The 14,926-nt window shown below is 44.6% G+C and carries 14 protein-coding genes; 5 read left to right on the top strand and 9 right to left on the bottom strand.

The features are described from left to right. The first annotated feature begins 55 nt into the window (after positions 1 to 55). Positions 56 to 2,077 (top strand): ATP-binding cassette domain-containing protein, encoded by a 2,022-nt coding sequence (locus tag AC5JP1_RS09920; protein ID WP_493843993.1) that lies wholly within the window; start codon positions 56 to 58, stop codon positions 2,075 to 2,077. A gap of 74 nt (positions 2,078 to 2,151) precedes the next feature. Here AC5JP1_RS09920 and AC5JP1_RS09915 read toward each other — a convergent pair whose 3' ends face one another. Next, positions 2,152 to 2,514 (bottom strand): septal ring lytic transglycosylase RlpA family protein, encoded by a 363-nt coding sequence (locus tag AC5JP1_RS09915; protein ID WP_319050774.1) that lies wholly within the window; start codon positions 2,512 to 2,514, stop codon positions 2,152 to 2,154. A 680-nt stretch (positions 2,515 to 3,194) separates the two neighbouring features. On the opposite strand from AC5JP1_RS09915, the gene AC5JP1_RS09910 reads away from it, so the two are divergent. Further along, complete coding sequence (locus AC5JP1_RS09910) at positions 3,195 to 4,214, top strand: DnaJ C-terminal domain-containing protein (protein ID WP_493843992.1); 1,020 nt, start codon at positions 3,195 to 3,197, stop codon at positions 4,212 to 4,214. A 98-nt stretch (positions 4,215 to 4,312) separates the two neighbouring features. Continuing rightward, entirely contained in the window at positions 4,313 to 4,636 is a 324-nt protein-coding gene (locus AC5JP1_RS09905) for a chaperone modulator CbpM (RefSeq protein ID WP_493843991.1), read from the top strand. 77 nt (positions 4,637 to 4,713) lie between these two features. Here AC5JP1_RS09905 and sstT read toward each other — a convergent pair whose 3' ends face one another. The 4 genes from sstT to AC5JP1_RS09885 form a co-directional block, all read right to left on the bottom strand. Further along, a complete protein-coding gene (gene sstT / locus AC5JP1_RS09900) occupies positions 4,714 to 5,916 on the bottom strand; it encodes a serine/threonine transporter SstT (RefSeq protein ID WP_493843990.1) in 1,203 nt (400 codons plus the stop codon). 332 nt (positions 5,917 to 6,248) lie between these two features. Continuing rightward, entirely contained in the window at positions 6,249 to 6,713 is a 465-nt protein-coding gene (locus tag AC5JP1_RS09895; RefSeq protein WP_493843989.1) for a DNA polymerase III subunit chi, read from the bottom strand. Between the two features lie 7 nt (positions 6,714 to 6,720). Then, entirely contained in the window at positions 6,721 to 8,352 is a 1,632-nt protein-coding gene (locus AC5JP1_RS09890; RefSeq protein WP_493843988.1) for a leucyl aminopeptidase, read from the bottom strand. Positions 8,353 to 8,546: 194 nt separating this feature from the next. After that, positions 8,547 to 9,164, bottom strand: a complete 618-nt coding sequence (locus tag AC5JP1_RS09885; RefSeq protein ID WP_493843987.1) for a cysteine hydrolase family protein — start codon at positions 9,162 to 9,164, stop codon at positions 8,547 to 8,549. A 533-nt stretch (positions 9,165 to 9,697) separates the two neighbouring features. Here AC5JP1_RS09885 and AC5JP1_RS09880 point away from each other — a divergent pair. Then, positions 9,698 to 10,990 carry an LPS export ABC transporter permease LptF gene (locus tag AC5JP1_RS09880; RefSeq protein WP_493843986.1) on the top strand — a complete coding sequence of 431 codons (1,293 nt, stop codon included), beginning with the start codon at positions 9,698 to 9,700 and terminating at the stop codon, positions 10,988 to 10,990. Further along, the gene (gene lptG, locus AC5JP1_RS09875) at positions 10,990 to 12,198 is read left to right on the top strand and encodes an LPS export ABC transporter permease LptG (protein WP_493843985.1); all 1,209 of its coding nucleotides are present in this window, start codon (positions 10,990 to 10,992) and stop codon (positions 12,196 to 12,198) included. The genes AC5JP1_RS09880 and lptG overlap by 1 nt, the downstream gene beginning before the upstream one ends. Positions 12,199 to 12,295: 97 nt before the next feature. Here lptG and AC5JP1_RS09870 read toward each other — a convergent pair whose 3' ends face one another. The 4 genes from AC5JP1_RS09870 to xerD all read right to left on the bottom strand — a co-directional run bounded on the left by AC5JP1_RS09870 (position 12,296) and on the right by xerD (position 14,913). Beyond that, positions 12,296 to 12,904 (bottom strand): class I SAM-dependent methyltransferase, encoded by a 609-nt coding sequence (locus AC5JP1_RS09870; protein ID WP_493843984.1) that lies wholly within the window; start codon positions 12,902 to 12,904, stop codon positions 12,296 to 12,298. Between the two features lie 59 nt (positions 12,905 to 12,963). Then, a complete protein-coding gene (locus AC5JP1_RS09865) occupies positions 12,964 to 13,404 on the bottom strand; it encodes an MgtC/SapB family protein (protein ID WP_493843983.1) in 441 nt (146 codons plus the stop codon). 163 nt (positions 13,405 to 13,567) lie between these two features. Further along, entirely contained in the window at positions 13,568 to 13,906 is a 339-nt protein-coding gene (locus AC5JP1_RS09860) for a DUF3817 domain-containing protein (RefSeq protein WP_493843982.1), read from the bottom strand. Between the two features lie 68 nt (positions 13,907 to 13,974). Then, positions 13,975 to 14,913 (bottom strand): site-specific tyrosine recombinase XerD, encoded by a 939-nt coding sequence (gene xerD / locus AC5JP1_RS09855; protein ID WP_443524997.1) that lies wholly within the window; start codon positions 14,911 to 14,913, stop codon positions 13,975 to 13,977. Between the last annotated feature and the right edge of the window lie 13 nt (positions 14,914 to 14,926).

Below are 14,926 nucleotides of genomic sequence, written 5' to 3'. Positions count from 1 at the left end.
TATGTGTGTTTATTATTGCCCTATATTTATATTATTGCTGAGATGAAGAAATTATATGATCGAATTTAAAGACGTTGGTGTTCGCCGTGATGGACGTGAGTTATTTGCAGGTGCAAGCTTTCAGCTCCATCCAGGTCACAAAGTTGGACTGACGGGCAACAACGGCACTGGCAAATCTACCTTGTTTGCGCTACTACTGACGCAGATGGGCAAGGGCGATACCGAAGTCACGCTGGATAGAGGCGAAGTCAGTATTCCTGATAGCTGGCAAGTGGCACATATGGCACAGGAAGTGGGCGCAACGACGCAGTCTGCGGTCGATTATGTACTCAGCGGTGATGAGCAGTGGTATGAAATCAATGCGGCACTTAATGATTTGAGTAGAGTCAGTGATGAGCAGATCGGCGTATTGCATCAGCAGTTTGACGAGATCGATGGCTATCGCACGCCGACCAAAGCCGCTCAAATCATGGCAGGTCTTGGCTTTAATACCAGCCAGCATGAGCTGCCTGTAGAAGGGTTCTCTGGTGGGTGGCGTATGCGCTTGAACCTTGCCAAAACCTTGATGAGCCGCGCTGATCTGATGCTACTCGATGAGCCAACCAACCATTTGGACTTAGACGCTATCTTGTGGCTTGAGACATGGATCAATGCTTACATGGGTCTGGTTATTGTCATCTCGCATGACCAAGCTTTCTTGGATGCGACAGTTGGTCATATCTTGCATGTCGAACAACAAAAAATCACCCTTTATACCGGTAATTATCAGCAGTTCATTCGTACACGTCATGAGCGTATGGCGCAGCAGCAGCAAGCTTTTGAGAAGCAAGAAGCGACCAAGGCGCATTTAGATGACTTTATTCGTCGTTTCCGTGCCAAAGCCAGTAAAGCCAAGCAAGCACAGAGCCGTATCAAGCAGTTAGAACGTATGTCGGAGCTGTCACCAATGATGGCGGACAATCCATTCTCATTTCAGTTTTATGAGCCAGCAAACATGAGCTCACCACTGATTGAGCTGACTCATGCCGATATTGGCTATAGCGAGACCCCACTGCTGCACAATGCCAGCATGCAAGTGACGCCAGACACACGTATCGGCTTGCTGGGTATGAATGGCGCGGGTAAATCCACACTGATTAAAGCATTGGTTGGTGAGCTTGGCGTATTGACAGGTACCTACCGCGTTTCAGATACCTTAAAATTGGGCTATTTCAACCAGCATCAAATGGATATCTTGGACGCCAAAGCCACGCCCATAGAGATGCTGCGCCGCCTAGCAGGTAAAACCTCTGATGCGCTATTGCGTTCGTTCTTAGGCAGTTTTGATTTTCGCGGTGAGCGTATTGATACCCCAAGTGAGCTGTTCTCTGGTGGTGAGCGTGCGCGTCTAACACTGGCATTGATCGTTTGGCAGCGTCCCAATGTTCTCGTACTTGATGAGCCGACCAACCATTTGGACTTACAGATGCGTCAAGCATTGACTATTGCGCTGCAAGGGTTTCAAGGTGCCGTTGTCCTGGTGTCACATGATCGCGAACTGATTGCCAACGTCTGTGATGAGCTGTATCTCGTTCATGATGGCAAAATCGATGAGTTCGACGGTGACATCAGTGACTACGGTAAGTGGCTGGCCGAAAAACGTAAGCAAGAAAGCACACAAGACAAAAGTAACCATAAAAAGAAAAGCAAAAAAGAGAGCAAGAAGTTTGTTTCACGTGAAACAGATAATAGCCAAGTCAGTAATAAAGCAGCTGATAATTCCTTAAAAAGTAAACCTACGACGCTTGCACTTAGTAAAGAAGAACAGCGTAAGCTCGCCGCTGAACAACGTAAATTGACAGCGCCTATTCGCCGTGAGATAGAGGACACAGAGAAGTTGCTAGCTAAAATTGACGAGCAGCTTGTGACCCTTGAGAAAAAACTGGCTGATACGACTCTATATGAAGAGAGCCGTAAGTCCGCCTTGCTGGTTTTGTTAAATGAGCAAACGGCGCTACAACAGCAGCATAGTGATAATGAAGAAAAGCTGTTGCTATCGATGACGACGTTAGAAGAAATGGAAAGTAGGTTTGCATAAATCGCTTTGAAGACTTAACAGTGAACAATAAAAAAGGGAGGGCGTTAGCCCTCCCTTTTTTTAGATCTATGACATCATTCTTTACGGTATTTACCATCACCGTAAGACAGTACTTCCATTGTGGTCGTACAAAGTTTACAGTTTATTTGACCAGCAGCGGCTTTCGATAAATCAAGGATGCGCCCACGAATAAATGGACCTCTATCGGTGATTTTTACGACCACGCTCTGCTTTGTCTTTTGGTTGGTTACTTGGACCTTCGTACCAAACGGTAACGTGCGATGTGCAGCGGTTAAAGAGTTCATATTGAAGATACTACCACTCGCTGTACGCTTCCCATGAAACTTACTACCGTAGTAACTGGTATTACCAGCAAAAACTGTAGTGCTCAGCAATAGTGACAACGCGACAACCAAAGACTTGATTAAATAAGACATTTAATACCTATAAGCAATTAATAAAATAGACAGATGCTTTTGCCTACGCTATCTATACTCCCTATGAGTATGAATAATGAGGGGATTCTACAAGAGATAGCTTGTCATATTATTACTGCTGTGTAAAAAACTCATGAGGTCAAATGATTGTTTTTTAAGGAGAAAAATCTGTTTTTGACAAGAAAAATTGATATTAAAAAGGCTGAATATGATGTTATAGAGATTGGTTCTCATAAACGAGCTGACAAAATACTGGAGACTGGATAATATAATGTAAATGGGTAATATATAAATACAAATACTATCGATATAGCATTATTAAGGCGGTTTGCATCTATTAAAACACTGGCTACTGAATGTAACAAAACCTTTCTATAGTGTTTCTAAACCACTAATATAAGAAATTAAATACTCTTTTGAACACTTCATAAAAAATATTTATCAATTAACAAATACCTAGCTCAGAGTAAAAGTACTTATTTATCTGCATTTTAGAGTCTCAGCACATCTATGCGTCGTGGTTGGTAATATTTATATAACGGTGTTTGTCTTTATTATTACTACCATAAAAGGTAAGTTGGAAAGAGACAACATACCAATATTAAGTGGTCGTTTGTGACCTATCGTTCGAAACTGGTGAACCGATATCACTAATATGCTTTTATTTTGAGGGAAATAACATGGCAGAGAAAAACTACTATGACATTTTAGGGGTCAAAAAAGATGCTTCAGATGCTGATATCAAAAAGAAATACCGTAAGCTCGTTCGTCAATACCACCCTGATGTCAGCGACCACCCTGACGCGGACAACAAGATTGCAGAAATAAACAACGCTTACGAGACCATCAGAGACAAAGACAAGCGCGCTGAGTATGACGCGATGCTAAACAACCCATTTGCAAATCAAAGCCGCGCAAGTGGGTTTGGCGGACAGAGTAGTGCAGGGCAAGGCGGGTTTCGTTGGGAAGATATCAAAAGCCAGTTTGGTGATGGTGAGGCTTTTGGTGATGGTGGTTTTCGCTTTGATGATATTTTCTCAGCGTTCGGTCGCGGCGCGCGTGGATCAGCTGGTGGGCAAGCGGGTAGCCGCTCTCAAAGCAGCGGGTTTGATCAGTTTGGTAGTGATTTTGGTACGCAAGATAGCAAAGGTCAGGACCAACATGCCGAGATTACGGTTGATTTATCCTCAGTATATAGTGGTGACGACTACAGCATCAAACTAAATGTCCCTGTGCATCAGGCCAATGGCAACGTCGACTATGACAACAAAACCCTAAAAATAAAAATCCCAAAGGGCATCACGGATGGTAAGCAAATCAGATTGGCTGGACAAGGCGCTGCTGGTAGTAGTCATGGTAAAAATGGTGACTTGTTTTTAAAGGTTAAAATTCGCCACGATGCCAATATCCGAATAGAAGGCGCGGATGTCTACCAGACCGTAAATATCGCACCGTGGGAAGCGGCGCTGGGCGAAAAAATTAACGTCAGTACGCCAGCGGGTACGCTTGGGGTAACGGTGCCCAAAGACAGCAAATCAGGTAGTAATTTACGTCTAAAGGGTAAGGGTATTCCTGCCAAACAATCAGGCGATTTGTACTTAACTTTAAATATTGTCAATCCTGATATCAGTAGTGAAGAGGCCATCGATGCGTATGAACAGCTCAAGCAAGCCTTTGCTGATACCAGTATCAACCGTTAGACGACGCCCTTGATAAGAGTCAACTATCACTACAATGATAAGCTACGCGTAGAGATGACTAGGATAACGATGAAATAGAGAAAACGAGGATAATAGCTATGAAACACTCGACTGAATTTACTGACATTATCATGAGTTTAGATGAGCTGGTCACGGCCTGTGGCCAAGAGCGCCAATGGGTCATTGAGTTAATCGAGGAAAATATCATTGAATATGATGTGCCAGAGCGCGAACAGTTCACCGGCTATCAGTTGACGACCGTACGCCGCGCTTCACGGTTGAGTCGTGATTTTGAAGCCAGTGTACCTGCCATTGGTTTAATTATTGAGTTATTAGATGAGGTTGAGCAGCTACGCCAACTCAAACGTCAAACAGAGCTGCAAACCCCAGTCATAGAGATTGATATAGACAGTATAAAGTAGTTATTTACTGGTAATACTTAATAAAAAAGGGCCTTTAAAAGGCCCTTTTTTTGTCTATAGTGATGCTGTGCTAAAGATTAGCGCGAGTAAGTAGGGTCAGCGGCGGCTGTAAAGAGTACATCGGTTGAAGAGTTCAAGGCTGTCTCTGCTGAGTCCTGAATGACACCGATAATAAAGCCGATGGCCACCACTTGCATGGCGATATCATTTGGAATACTGAACAAGCTTGCTGCCAATGGAATGAGCAATAACGAACCACCAGCCACACCAGAGGCACCGCATGCACTGACCGTCGCAACGAGGCTTAACAATAGTGCTGATGCAAATGTAACTTCGATACCTAGCGTATGAGCGGCCGCAAGCGTTAATACGTTAATTGTGATTGCAGCACCCGCCATGTTGATTGTGGCACCCAGTGGAATGGTTACTGAATACGTGTCCTCATGTAAACCCAGCTTGCGTGCCAGGTTCATATTGACTGGGATGTTGGCAGCTGAACTACGGGTAAAGAAGGCCGTAATACCTGACTCACGCAAGCAAGTAAACACAAGGGGATAAGGGTTTTTGCCAGTCTTCACAAGGATAATCAATGGATTGGCAACCAAAGCAATAAATAGCATACAGCTGATGAGTACCATCAAGATACGTGCATAACCTGCCAAAGAAGCAAAACCTGTCTCAGCGACAGTACTGGCGACCAGTCCCAAAATACCCAATGGTGCCAACGCAATAATCCACTTAACGACCTGTGAGATGGCATCAGCAAAATCACCAACGACATTGCGCGCACTATCACTGGCCTGACGCAAGGCAAAACCAATGATAATCGCCCATGCTAATATACCGATGTAGTTGGCTTCAGCGATGGCATTGATCGGGTTTGCGACCAGATTCATTAACAAGTTCGTTAATACTTCTTTTAAATCAGCAGGTGGTACTTGCGCGATATCGGCGTTTATCAAGACCAAATTCGTCGGGAATAAAAAGCTGGCACCGACTGCTGTTAGTGCGGCCAAAAAAGTGCCGAACATATACATGATCAGCACCGGCTTTACGTAGACCTCATTGCCGCTACGGTGCTGACTAATCGCTGCCATGACCAAAATAAATACTAAGATGGGAGCAACTGCCTTTAAAGCACCGACAAATAGTGTACCGAGTAAGCCTATGGCAGTACCCACACTTGGTGCAAGCCAACCGATCAGTACGCCTAACACCAAACCAATAATAATGAGCGGCACCAGTCCTATACGCTGATACATCGCAATCAATGAACGCATGTGTATATCCTCGACGTCTGTCAAAAGTAAGTGAATTGTTTAAGGGGAAATTTGTCGAGGGATGGTAGCATTTTTTGGCATATTCGCATACCGCTCATAGAAGCGAGTGCCGTACGCAAAGTGGAAGGTAGTAGGCGAGCATATGGAATAGGATAAATTATGACGCTAGAAAGGGTTATACCTAGATAATACTTAGCTAAATCTAGGCAATAAAAATGCCTCAACAATGAGGCATCAAAGACAGCGATATATCAGGTAACAAGTAGATTTTGTGATAGTAAATTCTATAAAAAGTGGCAAACAGACAAAGTAAAAGGTAAAACTAAACTAAACTAAACCTTAAAGTGGGTCAACTCATAGCCTGATTGCTGGTACGCTTTATATTTATCACGGCCCGCTTGGGTACTTGCCGTATCTGGTTTGATCAGCTCAAGGACTCTGTAAGGTTTGGCATTACTAGTAGCCACCATAAAATCATTAACAGGATGTGCGGTAGTATTGAGTACAATACCGTTGAAGTCTGCTGGTATATGATTACTAAGCAATACAGGTGTCATAGACTTACTAGCCGCCATGTCGACATCAGTTTGATTATCTAAAAGACACTGATGCGGTATAAAACTCGTGGCATCGTATGCCCAAAGTGCCGTATCTAGGTCTGATAGTAATGCTTTATCTTCAACTAAAATGAGCAAAGACTGAGCGCTTTTGTTGAGCGCTGTCTGAGTCAACTGACAAACAAAGCCCAAGAAATCTTGGGCTTTACTCTCACTTAATACATAAAAGCTGATCTTCATAGAACGCTTATACTCTTTCTGAGCTGTTTTTTAGATATTGCATAAATAGTGGCACAGGACGACCAGTTGCTGCTTTGTCTTTACCTGAATTCCATGCGGTACCAGCGATGTCTAAGTGCGCCCATGCTTGACCTTCTTCCACGAAGCGAGACAAGAAGCAGGCGGCAGTGACAGCACCAGCACCTTTGCCGCCGATGTTTTGCATATCAGCGATTGGTGAATCAAGCTGAGCCTGATACTCTTCATCTAATGGCATATGCCAGACAAGATCGCCCGACAGATTACTCGCGTTTTCTAAGTCAAACAATACATCTTCATCGTTACTAAACACCGCTGAACGCACATGACCTAAGGCAACCACACAAGCACCAGTCAGGGTTGCCACATCGATAATGGCTTTTGGGTTGTAGCGCTGTACATAACATAAGGTATCCGCGAGCACTAAGCGACCTTCGGCATCCGTGTTCAAGATTTCAACTGACTTACCATTCATGGCTTTTACGATATCGCCTGGACGTGTGGCATCACCTGATGGCATGTTCTCAGCGCAAGCGAGTGCGCCAACGACATTGATGGGTAGACGCGCTTCACACAAGGCTTTGATGGTACCGAGTACTGACGCTGAACCGCCCATATCAAATTTCATTTCATCCATTGCTGCGCCTGGCTTGATTGAGATACCACCTGAATCAAAGGTAACCCCTTTACCGACCAATACGATTGGGGCATCATCGCTAGCATTGTCTGCTTTCTTAGCTGATTTTTTGGTTGGTAGCCTATCAGCCAGTGCTTTTAGACCAGATACTTTTGCATTGCTACTGGTTGACTCAGTCGTTCCTGCCTCTGTGCCAAATGCTGATTTACCGCGATACTCCATCAGTACCAGCTTGCCTTCTTTGGTAGAGCCTTGTGCAACGGCTAAAAAGCAATGCATACCTAGCGCTGTCATCTCATCCTCGCCAAGTACCTTGACGGTCAACAAATCAGGATAAGTGGTTGCAAGTTCTTGAGCTTGTTCTGCCATATAGGCTGGGAAGCAAATATTACCTGGCTCATTGGCCACGTCACGAGTGAGGCTCTGACCGGCAAATACTGACTGAGCAAATGCAAGTGCAGGTTGCAAGGTGTCATCAGCTACTAGGTAAACATCAGTCAATACAGGCGTCGCTTGCTCAGACTTATACTTATCAAAACGATAGCTAGCGGCTAGTAGATTGAGCGCAAATTGACCAAAATGATTCTCTTCTAGCGCGTCGCCCAATGCAACCGTAATAGAAGACACACGCTTTTGTGTGCTGCTATAGATGGTCTTAGCAATTTTTTGCAATACAGTGTTATTGAACTTATCCGTGTTGCCCACACCGACTAGCAGTAATTGTACAGGATTCTGTTTGGTTGTCTTTTTATCACCTGCCAACGCATAGTCAGCAACGGTCTCACAAGCAGTGCCTTTGAAATGTGACACATCGATCAACTGCTCAATACGAGCGGTATATTCAGTCAGCACAGATTCTGCAAGAATGTTTTTCTTATCATCGACCAATACAACCAGACAAGCGTCGTCTTTGCTTTTGGCTTCTTTTTTTAGCATTTTTTGCGTATGGGTCTTTGGTAGGTGCTGAGATAATTTGATATTCATATCGTTATCCTTATTAGAGTTATGAAAAATACAGCGTTCGTATGAGTGCGTATGCCTGTTAAATTATTAGAGTATTTGGCCTATTGAGCAATCACAGTAGTGTAGCATATTGCGATGATAGTGCGCAGTTAGCAAGGCTTAGGTAATAAGTTCGTACAATTTTACTGCGCCAATTTACACGATCATTTTAAGACTTAGCCATTAACCAATTCTTCTGTTGTCATTAGGGCACTGAATCTATCTTGCAATGCTGCCATCGCCGTATCATGCATGACTTCAGCACTGATAGTTTCTTGTTTGGTGCTAGGTAGGTCGCGAGTTGCACAAGCGTCATGACAGACAAAGCTATCAAAGCCCAAATCAAATGCGGCGCGAACGCTTGAGCTGACACACATATGACTCATAAAGCCTGCAAAAACAACTTGCTGCTTTGATGCAGATGAAATCATTGTTTGTAGCTGAGTATCGTGAAACGCATTAGGATGTTTTTTGGTAATCACCGCCTCGCCATCTTGCGGCTGGAGCTGCTCAACAATCTCAACGTTGGCTGAGAGGGGATCAAAGACATTGCCGTTTTCTGGACCGTGATGGGTAATATGAAAGACAGGCACATTCTGCTGACGGGCCTTATCGAGTAAGCGCTGCGCGTTTCCAATCGCTTTGGTGCCAGCGTTTCCTAATGGCATCGCGCCATCGACATATTCATTCTGATAATCAATAAGCACGAGCGCGCACTTCGACCAGTCAAGTGCATCAAACGTGCCGCCAGCGAGTTCGAGTAGGGTAGAGGGGGTAGAAGTTGTGTTATTCATTAATCTTATTCTCCATTTGACGATATAAAAGTATTTTTTGCACTTGGCATTTTTTTACTTAACTTTCACTTAACGATGTCACTCAGTCTAGCAATTAATATTAGCCATACGCACTCAGTGATACGAACGACAAACAAACCTTTCTAAAATAAATAAAGCAAAAATATAATGGAAGAGAGGTCTTTTCATTTAATCTCATCTAAGACTGGGTTACTGCTTCATTCAATATTTGCTATATTTCTCTCTTACTGTCAATAATGCGCTGTCAGCAAGGTGTAGGTAATGTTTTCAAACACATTTCACAGCCATTTTTAGGCAAAACATGCTAGCATTAGCGGTTATATTTGCCGCTTGTATTTGTTTAGTGTGACTAATCAGTCGTCCAGCAGTATTTGCTGAGACCTGAAGAACTATTTGAACTTATGTCTTGACCATGCTGTGTTATCGTCGTCTTTACATTCGATGAGAACTGCTCAATCGACCATGCGCCTACCAACTGTTTAAGAGTACCCATTGTGATATTACGCCGCTATATGACTCAGCAAGTTGCCTCGACCACTGCACTGGTGTTGGGGTTTTTGGTGGTGATGATGCTTGGTGGACGTTTGATACGTTATTTTGGCATTGCTGCTGAAGGGCGTTTGGACATCAGCCTACTGTTCACGATCATTGGGTATAACCTGCCGTACTTTTTAGAATTGATATTGCCGCTAGCCTTTTTTATTGCCTTGATGCTGGTTTTTGGTCGCTTATATGTCGATCAAGAAATGGCGGTTATTAATGCTAGCGGCGTGTCTCGTGGCAGACTGGCGCGATTGATGACGCCATTGATATTGGTCTTGTTCGCTGGAGAGGCGGCATTGTCTATTGTTGGTAAACCATGGGGCGTACGCTCATCTGAGGCGGTCTGGCAGCAGCAAGCACTGACCAGTGCGTTTGATTTGATTCGACCGAATGAGTTTATCAGTAGCGGTAACTATCACTTATATGTAGGCAGTCTCAGCGATGATAAGAAAAAACTACAAGATGTGATCCTGATCCAGTCTGAACCTACGTCAAAAGGCAGTGATACTAAAGATGCTGCTGATATGAACAACACTATTGATCAAAAGACAGCAGATCAGGTCGGCATCTCTGATATGCCAAAAAACATTATAAATAGTAGCGCACAAAATATCAGTAAAGATACGATTACGCTTGCCAAGCGTGCTGAGCAAGTAAACACAGGTAATAGCGGCGTGACACAATTGGACTTGTTCCAAGGTCGTCGTTACGAAGTGGGCGCAGGTAGCTTAAAATACAATCAAGTGGCTTTTGATCGTTATCGCATCACACTCACCGAATCCTCACAAGACGTTATCACCGAGGACAATATAGAAACCCAAGCGATTGGACCTCTATGGCAAGCGGCAACGGGTGACGCACAGACCAGTACCAATAACGCGCTGCGTGCTGCCCAAGGTGAGCTGGGTTATCGTCTCGCATTACCATGGCTGATGATTATCGCACCGATGCTAGCAGTACCGCTTGCACAGGTACGTCCACGCCAAGGACGTTGGTTGCGTCTGTTTCCCTCTATCTTGTTATTTGTGAGCTGTGCGTTAGGTATCATCTCGCTCAAAAATGCGGTGAGCAAAGGCAGCGTCAGCGTGTGGGCATATGCATGGTTAGTGCTAGGGTTTATGGCATTGGCGCTCTATTTGAATTGGGGTAGTCGCGTGCAACATCGCCTGCGTTTTCGCAAACAAGAAAATAGACTGGCTGCAGCCACTGCACATAGTGATATCGATAATAAAAATCACCGCCCATCAGGAGGGCAGTCTTAATGCGCTCTTTATTTGCTAAGTCTGCAAGCACTGACCAACTGGCCAAAAAACCAGGTAGCCTAAAAGTGCTAGGCCGTTACGTCAAACTCAACGCCTTGCTTGCTATTATTGCTGCTGTCATGGGTCTATGGGCGTTGCAGCTGGTGTTTTCTTATTTGTCAGAGCTTGATTCTTTGGATGACAGCTATACGATGGGTGAGGCGCTTAAATATATATTCTATCGTTCGCCGTACTTTTTAGAGCAGTTTATTCCAACGGGTGCGTTACTTGGCGCTGTTATCGGACTGGGCTTACTCGCTAATAAAAGCGAGTTGGTTGTCATGCGTGCAGCTGGAGTCAGCATCTATCGTATCGTTGGCTGGGTATTACAACCTGCTTTGATTTTTGTGCTGTTGGCACTGGCGATTAATCAGTTTGTGCTACCGCATTCCAATCAATTGGCAAAGCAAATCAATGACGAGGATAATATCTCTCTGGTTACTTCAGTACGCGGCTATTGGACGATACAGCCACGGTTTGATAGTGCAGAGGATGGTAGCGCGACACCTGATGGTAGCGATATTTTGTACATCGATTATGCTGATGTCGCAGGCAACATTGGCGAGGTCAAACGTTGGCATTTAGACAACAATGGCAATCTGCAAACGGCAGTTCATGCTGAAGGTGGCAAATATACTGGTCGTGAGCCGATTGACCTTAGCAGTGACAAGCCAAGCGAGCAGTATCGCTACGAGTGGCAACTGAACGATATGGTCAAGCTCAGTATCAATCAGGGTTTTGAAAGCAGTCAAGCAGTCTCAGCATCAGATACCCTCAGCTTACCTTTTGCCCCAGAGTCCGTGTATTTGCTCACGCGTAAAGCAGAGGACTTGTCATTGACGCAGCTCTATGAGCATCGTACCTTTATGCGTCAACAGGGCAATCGCTCCTTAGAGCATGAAGTGGCGTTCTGGCAAAAACTGCTCTCACCCTTGTCAATATTATCATTGGTCATTGTTGCTTGCTCTTTTGTCTTTGGCTCGCTACGTACGCATAGCTTAGGCTTGCGTATCGTCGTGGCCTTGCTTTTCGGTCTGCTATTTAGCTATATTCAAGACTTGGTTGGGTTTGTATCGCTCGCCACAGGATTCTCGCCCATGCTCATGGTGTTACTACCGATTATCGGCAGTGCAGCGCTCGGTGGTTACTTGATAAAACGACAAATGTAGCAGATAACCCATACCCGTAAATAAGCCAATAAAAAAGCACGTTACATCAGAGGTAGCGTGCTTTTTTTGACGATCTTTTATGGCTAGATGCTAAATATTATTCTTTGGTCGCCATAGTAATTGTGTAGGTTTTACCTTGTTTAATCTTTTCACTATTGCCAAACACTTCAGTAAATGAGCGTTTCACAAATTGACGTAAGCCATTAATCGTCACGACATAAAAACGTCCACCCTTGCGCATGCGCGCATAAGCATCGAGGAAATACAGATAATGCTGCTCTTTACCTACTTTGGCGGGCAAGTTTGACATCACAAGGCTAAAGTCTTTATCGGCTGCCACATGGTTGAAGCCATTTGATAAATGCACATCGACGTTGTTTAGACCGTTTTTCTCACAGTTACGGCGCGCATACTCTACCGCCATAAAGTCTTTATCAATGAGCGTATGCTGACCATTTGGACATTCACGTGCTGCTGTCATACCCAGCACACCATAGCCACAACCCAAATCAATCGAATCATCATCGTCTTGGAAATCTACATAATCAAGCAGCATCAGGCTACCATCATCAAGCTTCTGCGGTGAAAAAATACCCCACGTGGTCGCAAAATCAAACGGCTTACCCAGTACTTCTTGGCGAAAATTAATGTCTTCACGCCAGTGTTCGGCGTTTTTGAGGAGGTCAGCAGGTGGTCTATGGCTCATGGGATTCTCAATTGATAAGTATGGTGAGTATTGTAGCGACAACCGAATAAAATTTCAGCTTACTTTTTGGTTTGCTTCTCTGTCTTAAATGGACTAGAGAACTGCAATATCAAAAAACTAACAACAGATAAAATAATAGCGATCTCGTAGCGGCTGTAAGCGACTGAGATGCCAATAGCACCCGTATTCCATAAACTTGCTGCTGTCGCTGTACCCTTTACGCTGCCGCCACTTTTAAAAATAGCGCCACCACCGATAAAGCCCATACCAGTGATAATACCGTACATGATACGTGCTTCGGCATCACCATCTGAATAAATATCTCGACCCACCAACATAAAAGCACAGGAGGCAATCGTCACTAGCGGAAAGGTTCTGAGCCCTGCACCACTGTCTTTCATCTCCCGATTGAGGGCAATGGGCAACGACAATATAAAGGCAATGCACAACTGAAAAAAATGATAACCCATTAACTGTAAGTCGATATCAAATCCAAACACAGCTCACCCCGCTATTCACAAGCCAATAGTCAATAATTCATGATACAGGGTTACGGCTCATTTAAAAGACATCGATGTTGTTTCAATAGTTTCTGCACTATTGTCATCACTACAGGCGTCATCACTACAGGGTTGTAGATTTGTGTCATCAAGATTTTTGATCCTACTTTCTCACACTCTTCTTTAATAAATGATCAAACACAAACGGTCCGAAGGGCAAAAATGAGCCAAGCACACCAGCGGGTAGCGCCCACAGTGGCAGTTTTATTCTGCCCGCTGTGATGATAAGCACCATGATATAGGCAACGAATAACACCCCATGCACTGGTCCGACATAGCTCACCGCTTCAGGCATGCCCAACATATATTTGAGTGGCATGGCGATACCAAGTAACAGTAGAAAAGACGTGCCTTCCAAATAACCCATAATAGTAAGGTTTCGAAGAGCAGCATTTTGCTTTTTGGTTAGAGTAGATAAGGTAGACGGCTGAGCTTGCGACACTATGTGTTCCTCTGATGATCGTTAATCAATATTTAATTACAGTTCTGCTCACCAAGCTACCCAAAAGGCTATCCACGCGGATGATGCGTAGCATGTAACTGCTGCAATCTTGCCGTTGCTACGTGAGTATAGATTTGCGTGGTGGATAAATCACTATGCCCAAGCAATAACTGCACGCTACGCAGATCAGCACCATGATTGAGTAGATGGGTAGCAAAGGCGTGACGCAGGGTATGCGGTGATAGTTCTTTATCGATACTGGCAACTTTGGCATACTTTTTAAGTAGATACCAAAAGTTCTGACGCGTCATATAACCACCTTGCGCAGTCAAAAACACTGCTTGGCAATTACCAGATTTCAAATGCGCAATCAAATCCCCGCGTCCATGAGACAGATAGTCTTCTAGCGCGTCACTGGCATATTCACCGAGTGGCACCAGCCTCGTTTTATTTCCTTTACCTGTGATTTGTAGCCAGCCAGCATTTAGGTTCACTTGTTCTAGTGCTAGGTTTATCAGCTCACTGACGCGCAGACCGCAGGCGTAGAGTACTTCTAGCATGGCTTTGTCGCGCAGTCCGAGAGCAGTGCTGGTATCAGGCGCGGCTAAGAGGTTATCAATATCAGCCTCGCTCAAGTCTTTTGGCAGTGGGCGACCAAGCTTTGGACTTTTGATACGTTCACAAGGATTGTCTTCACGTAGGTTGCTCGCGATCATCCACAGATAGAATTGACGTAGGCTTGAGAGCATACGCGCTTGGGTACGCGGGGTTTTGCCATCTTGAGTGAGTAGTGACAGACAGTGCAGCACATCATCAGGCTGCCAGCGAGTCAGGGCAATAGGATTGGTTAATTCACAAGCACGTAAATCGCGCACATACGCATTACGAGTACGCGTTGCCAGGCCACGTGCCAGCATAGCTTGACGAAATTCCGTCATATAAGCTGGCTCATCATCGACTGCCAGTGCTTTGGGTTGCCTTTGCTGTACGGCGCGCTCACGGCTCATAAGACAATCTCAG

Source organism: Psychrobacter sp. H29, assembly GCF_059073055.1.
This window is presented reverse-complemented; position numbering and strand designations above follow the sequence as displayed.

Excerpts from the sequence above, each read along its gene's own strand:
- AC5JP1_RS09920 (WP_493843993.1), top strand. The coding sequence starts at position 56 with ATGATCGAATTTAAAGACGTTGGTGTTCGCCGTGATGGACGTGAGTTA.
- AC5JP1_RS09915 (WP_319050774.1), bottom strand. The coding sequence starts at position 2,514 with ATGTCTTATTTAATCAAGTCTTTGGTTGTCGCGTTGTCACTATTGCTG.
- AC5JP1_RS09910 (WP_493843992.1), top strand. The coding sequence starts at position 3,195 with ATGGCAGAGAAAAACTACTATGACATTTTAGGGGTCAAAAAAGATGCT.
- AC5JP1_RS09905 (WP_493843991.1), top strand. The coding sequence starts at position 4,313 with ATGAAACACTCGACTGAATTTACTGACATTATCATGAGTTTAGATGAG.
- sstT (WP_493843990.1), bottom strand. The coding sequence starts at position 5,916 with ATGCGTTCATTGATTGCGATGTATCAGCGTATAGGACTGGTGCCGCTC.
- AC5JP1_RS09895 (WP_493843989.1), bottom strand. The coding sequence starts at position 6,713 with ATGAAGATCAGCTTTTATGTATTAAGTGAGAGTAAAGCCCAAGATTTC.
- AC5JP1_RS09890 (WP_493843988.1), bottom strand. The coding sequence starts at position 8,352 with ATGAATATCAAATTATCTCAGCACCTACCAAAGACCCATACGCAAAAA.
- AC5JP1_RS09885 (WP_493843987.1), bottom strand. The coding sequence starts at position 9,164 with ATGAATAACACAACTTCTACCCCCTCTACCCTACTCGAACTCGCTGGC.
- AC5JP1_RS09880 (WP_493843986.1), top strand. The coding sequence starts at position 9,698 with ATGACTCAGCAAGTTGCCTCGACCACTGCACTGGTGTTGGGGTTTTTG.
- lptG (WP_493843985.1), top strand. The coding sequence starts at position 10,990 with ATGCGCTCTTTATTTGCTAAGTCTGCAAGCACTGACCAACTGGCCAAA.
- AC5JP1_RS09870 (WP_493843984.1), bottom strand. The coding sequence starts at position 12,904 with ATGAGCCATAGACCACCTGCTGACCTCCTCAAAAACGCCGAACACTGG.
- xerD (WP_443524997.1), bottom strand. The coding sequence starts at position 14,913 with ATGAGCCGTGAGCGCGCCGTACAGCAAAGGCAACCCAAAGCACTGGCA.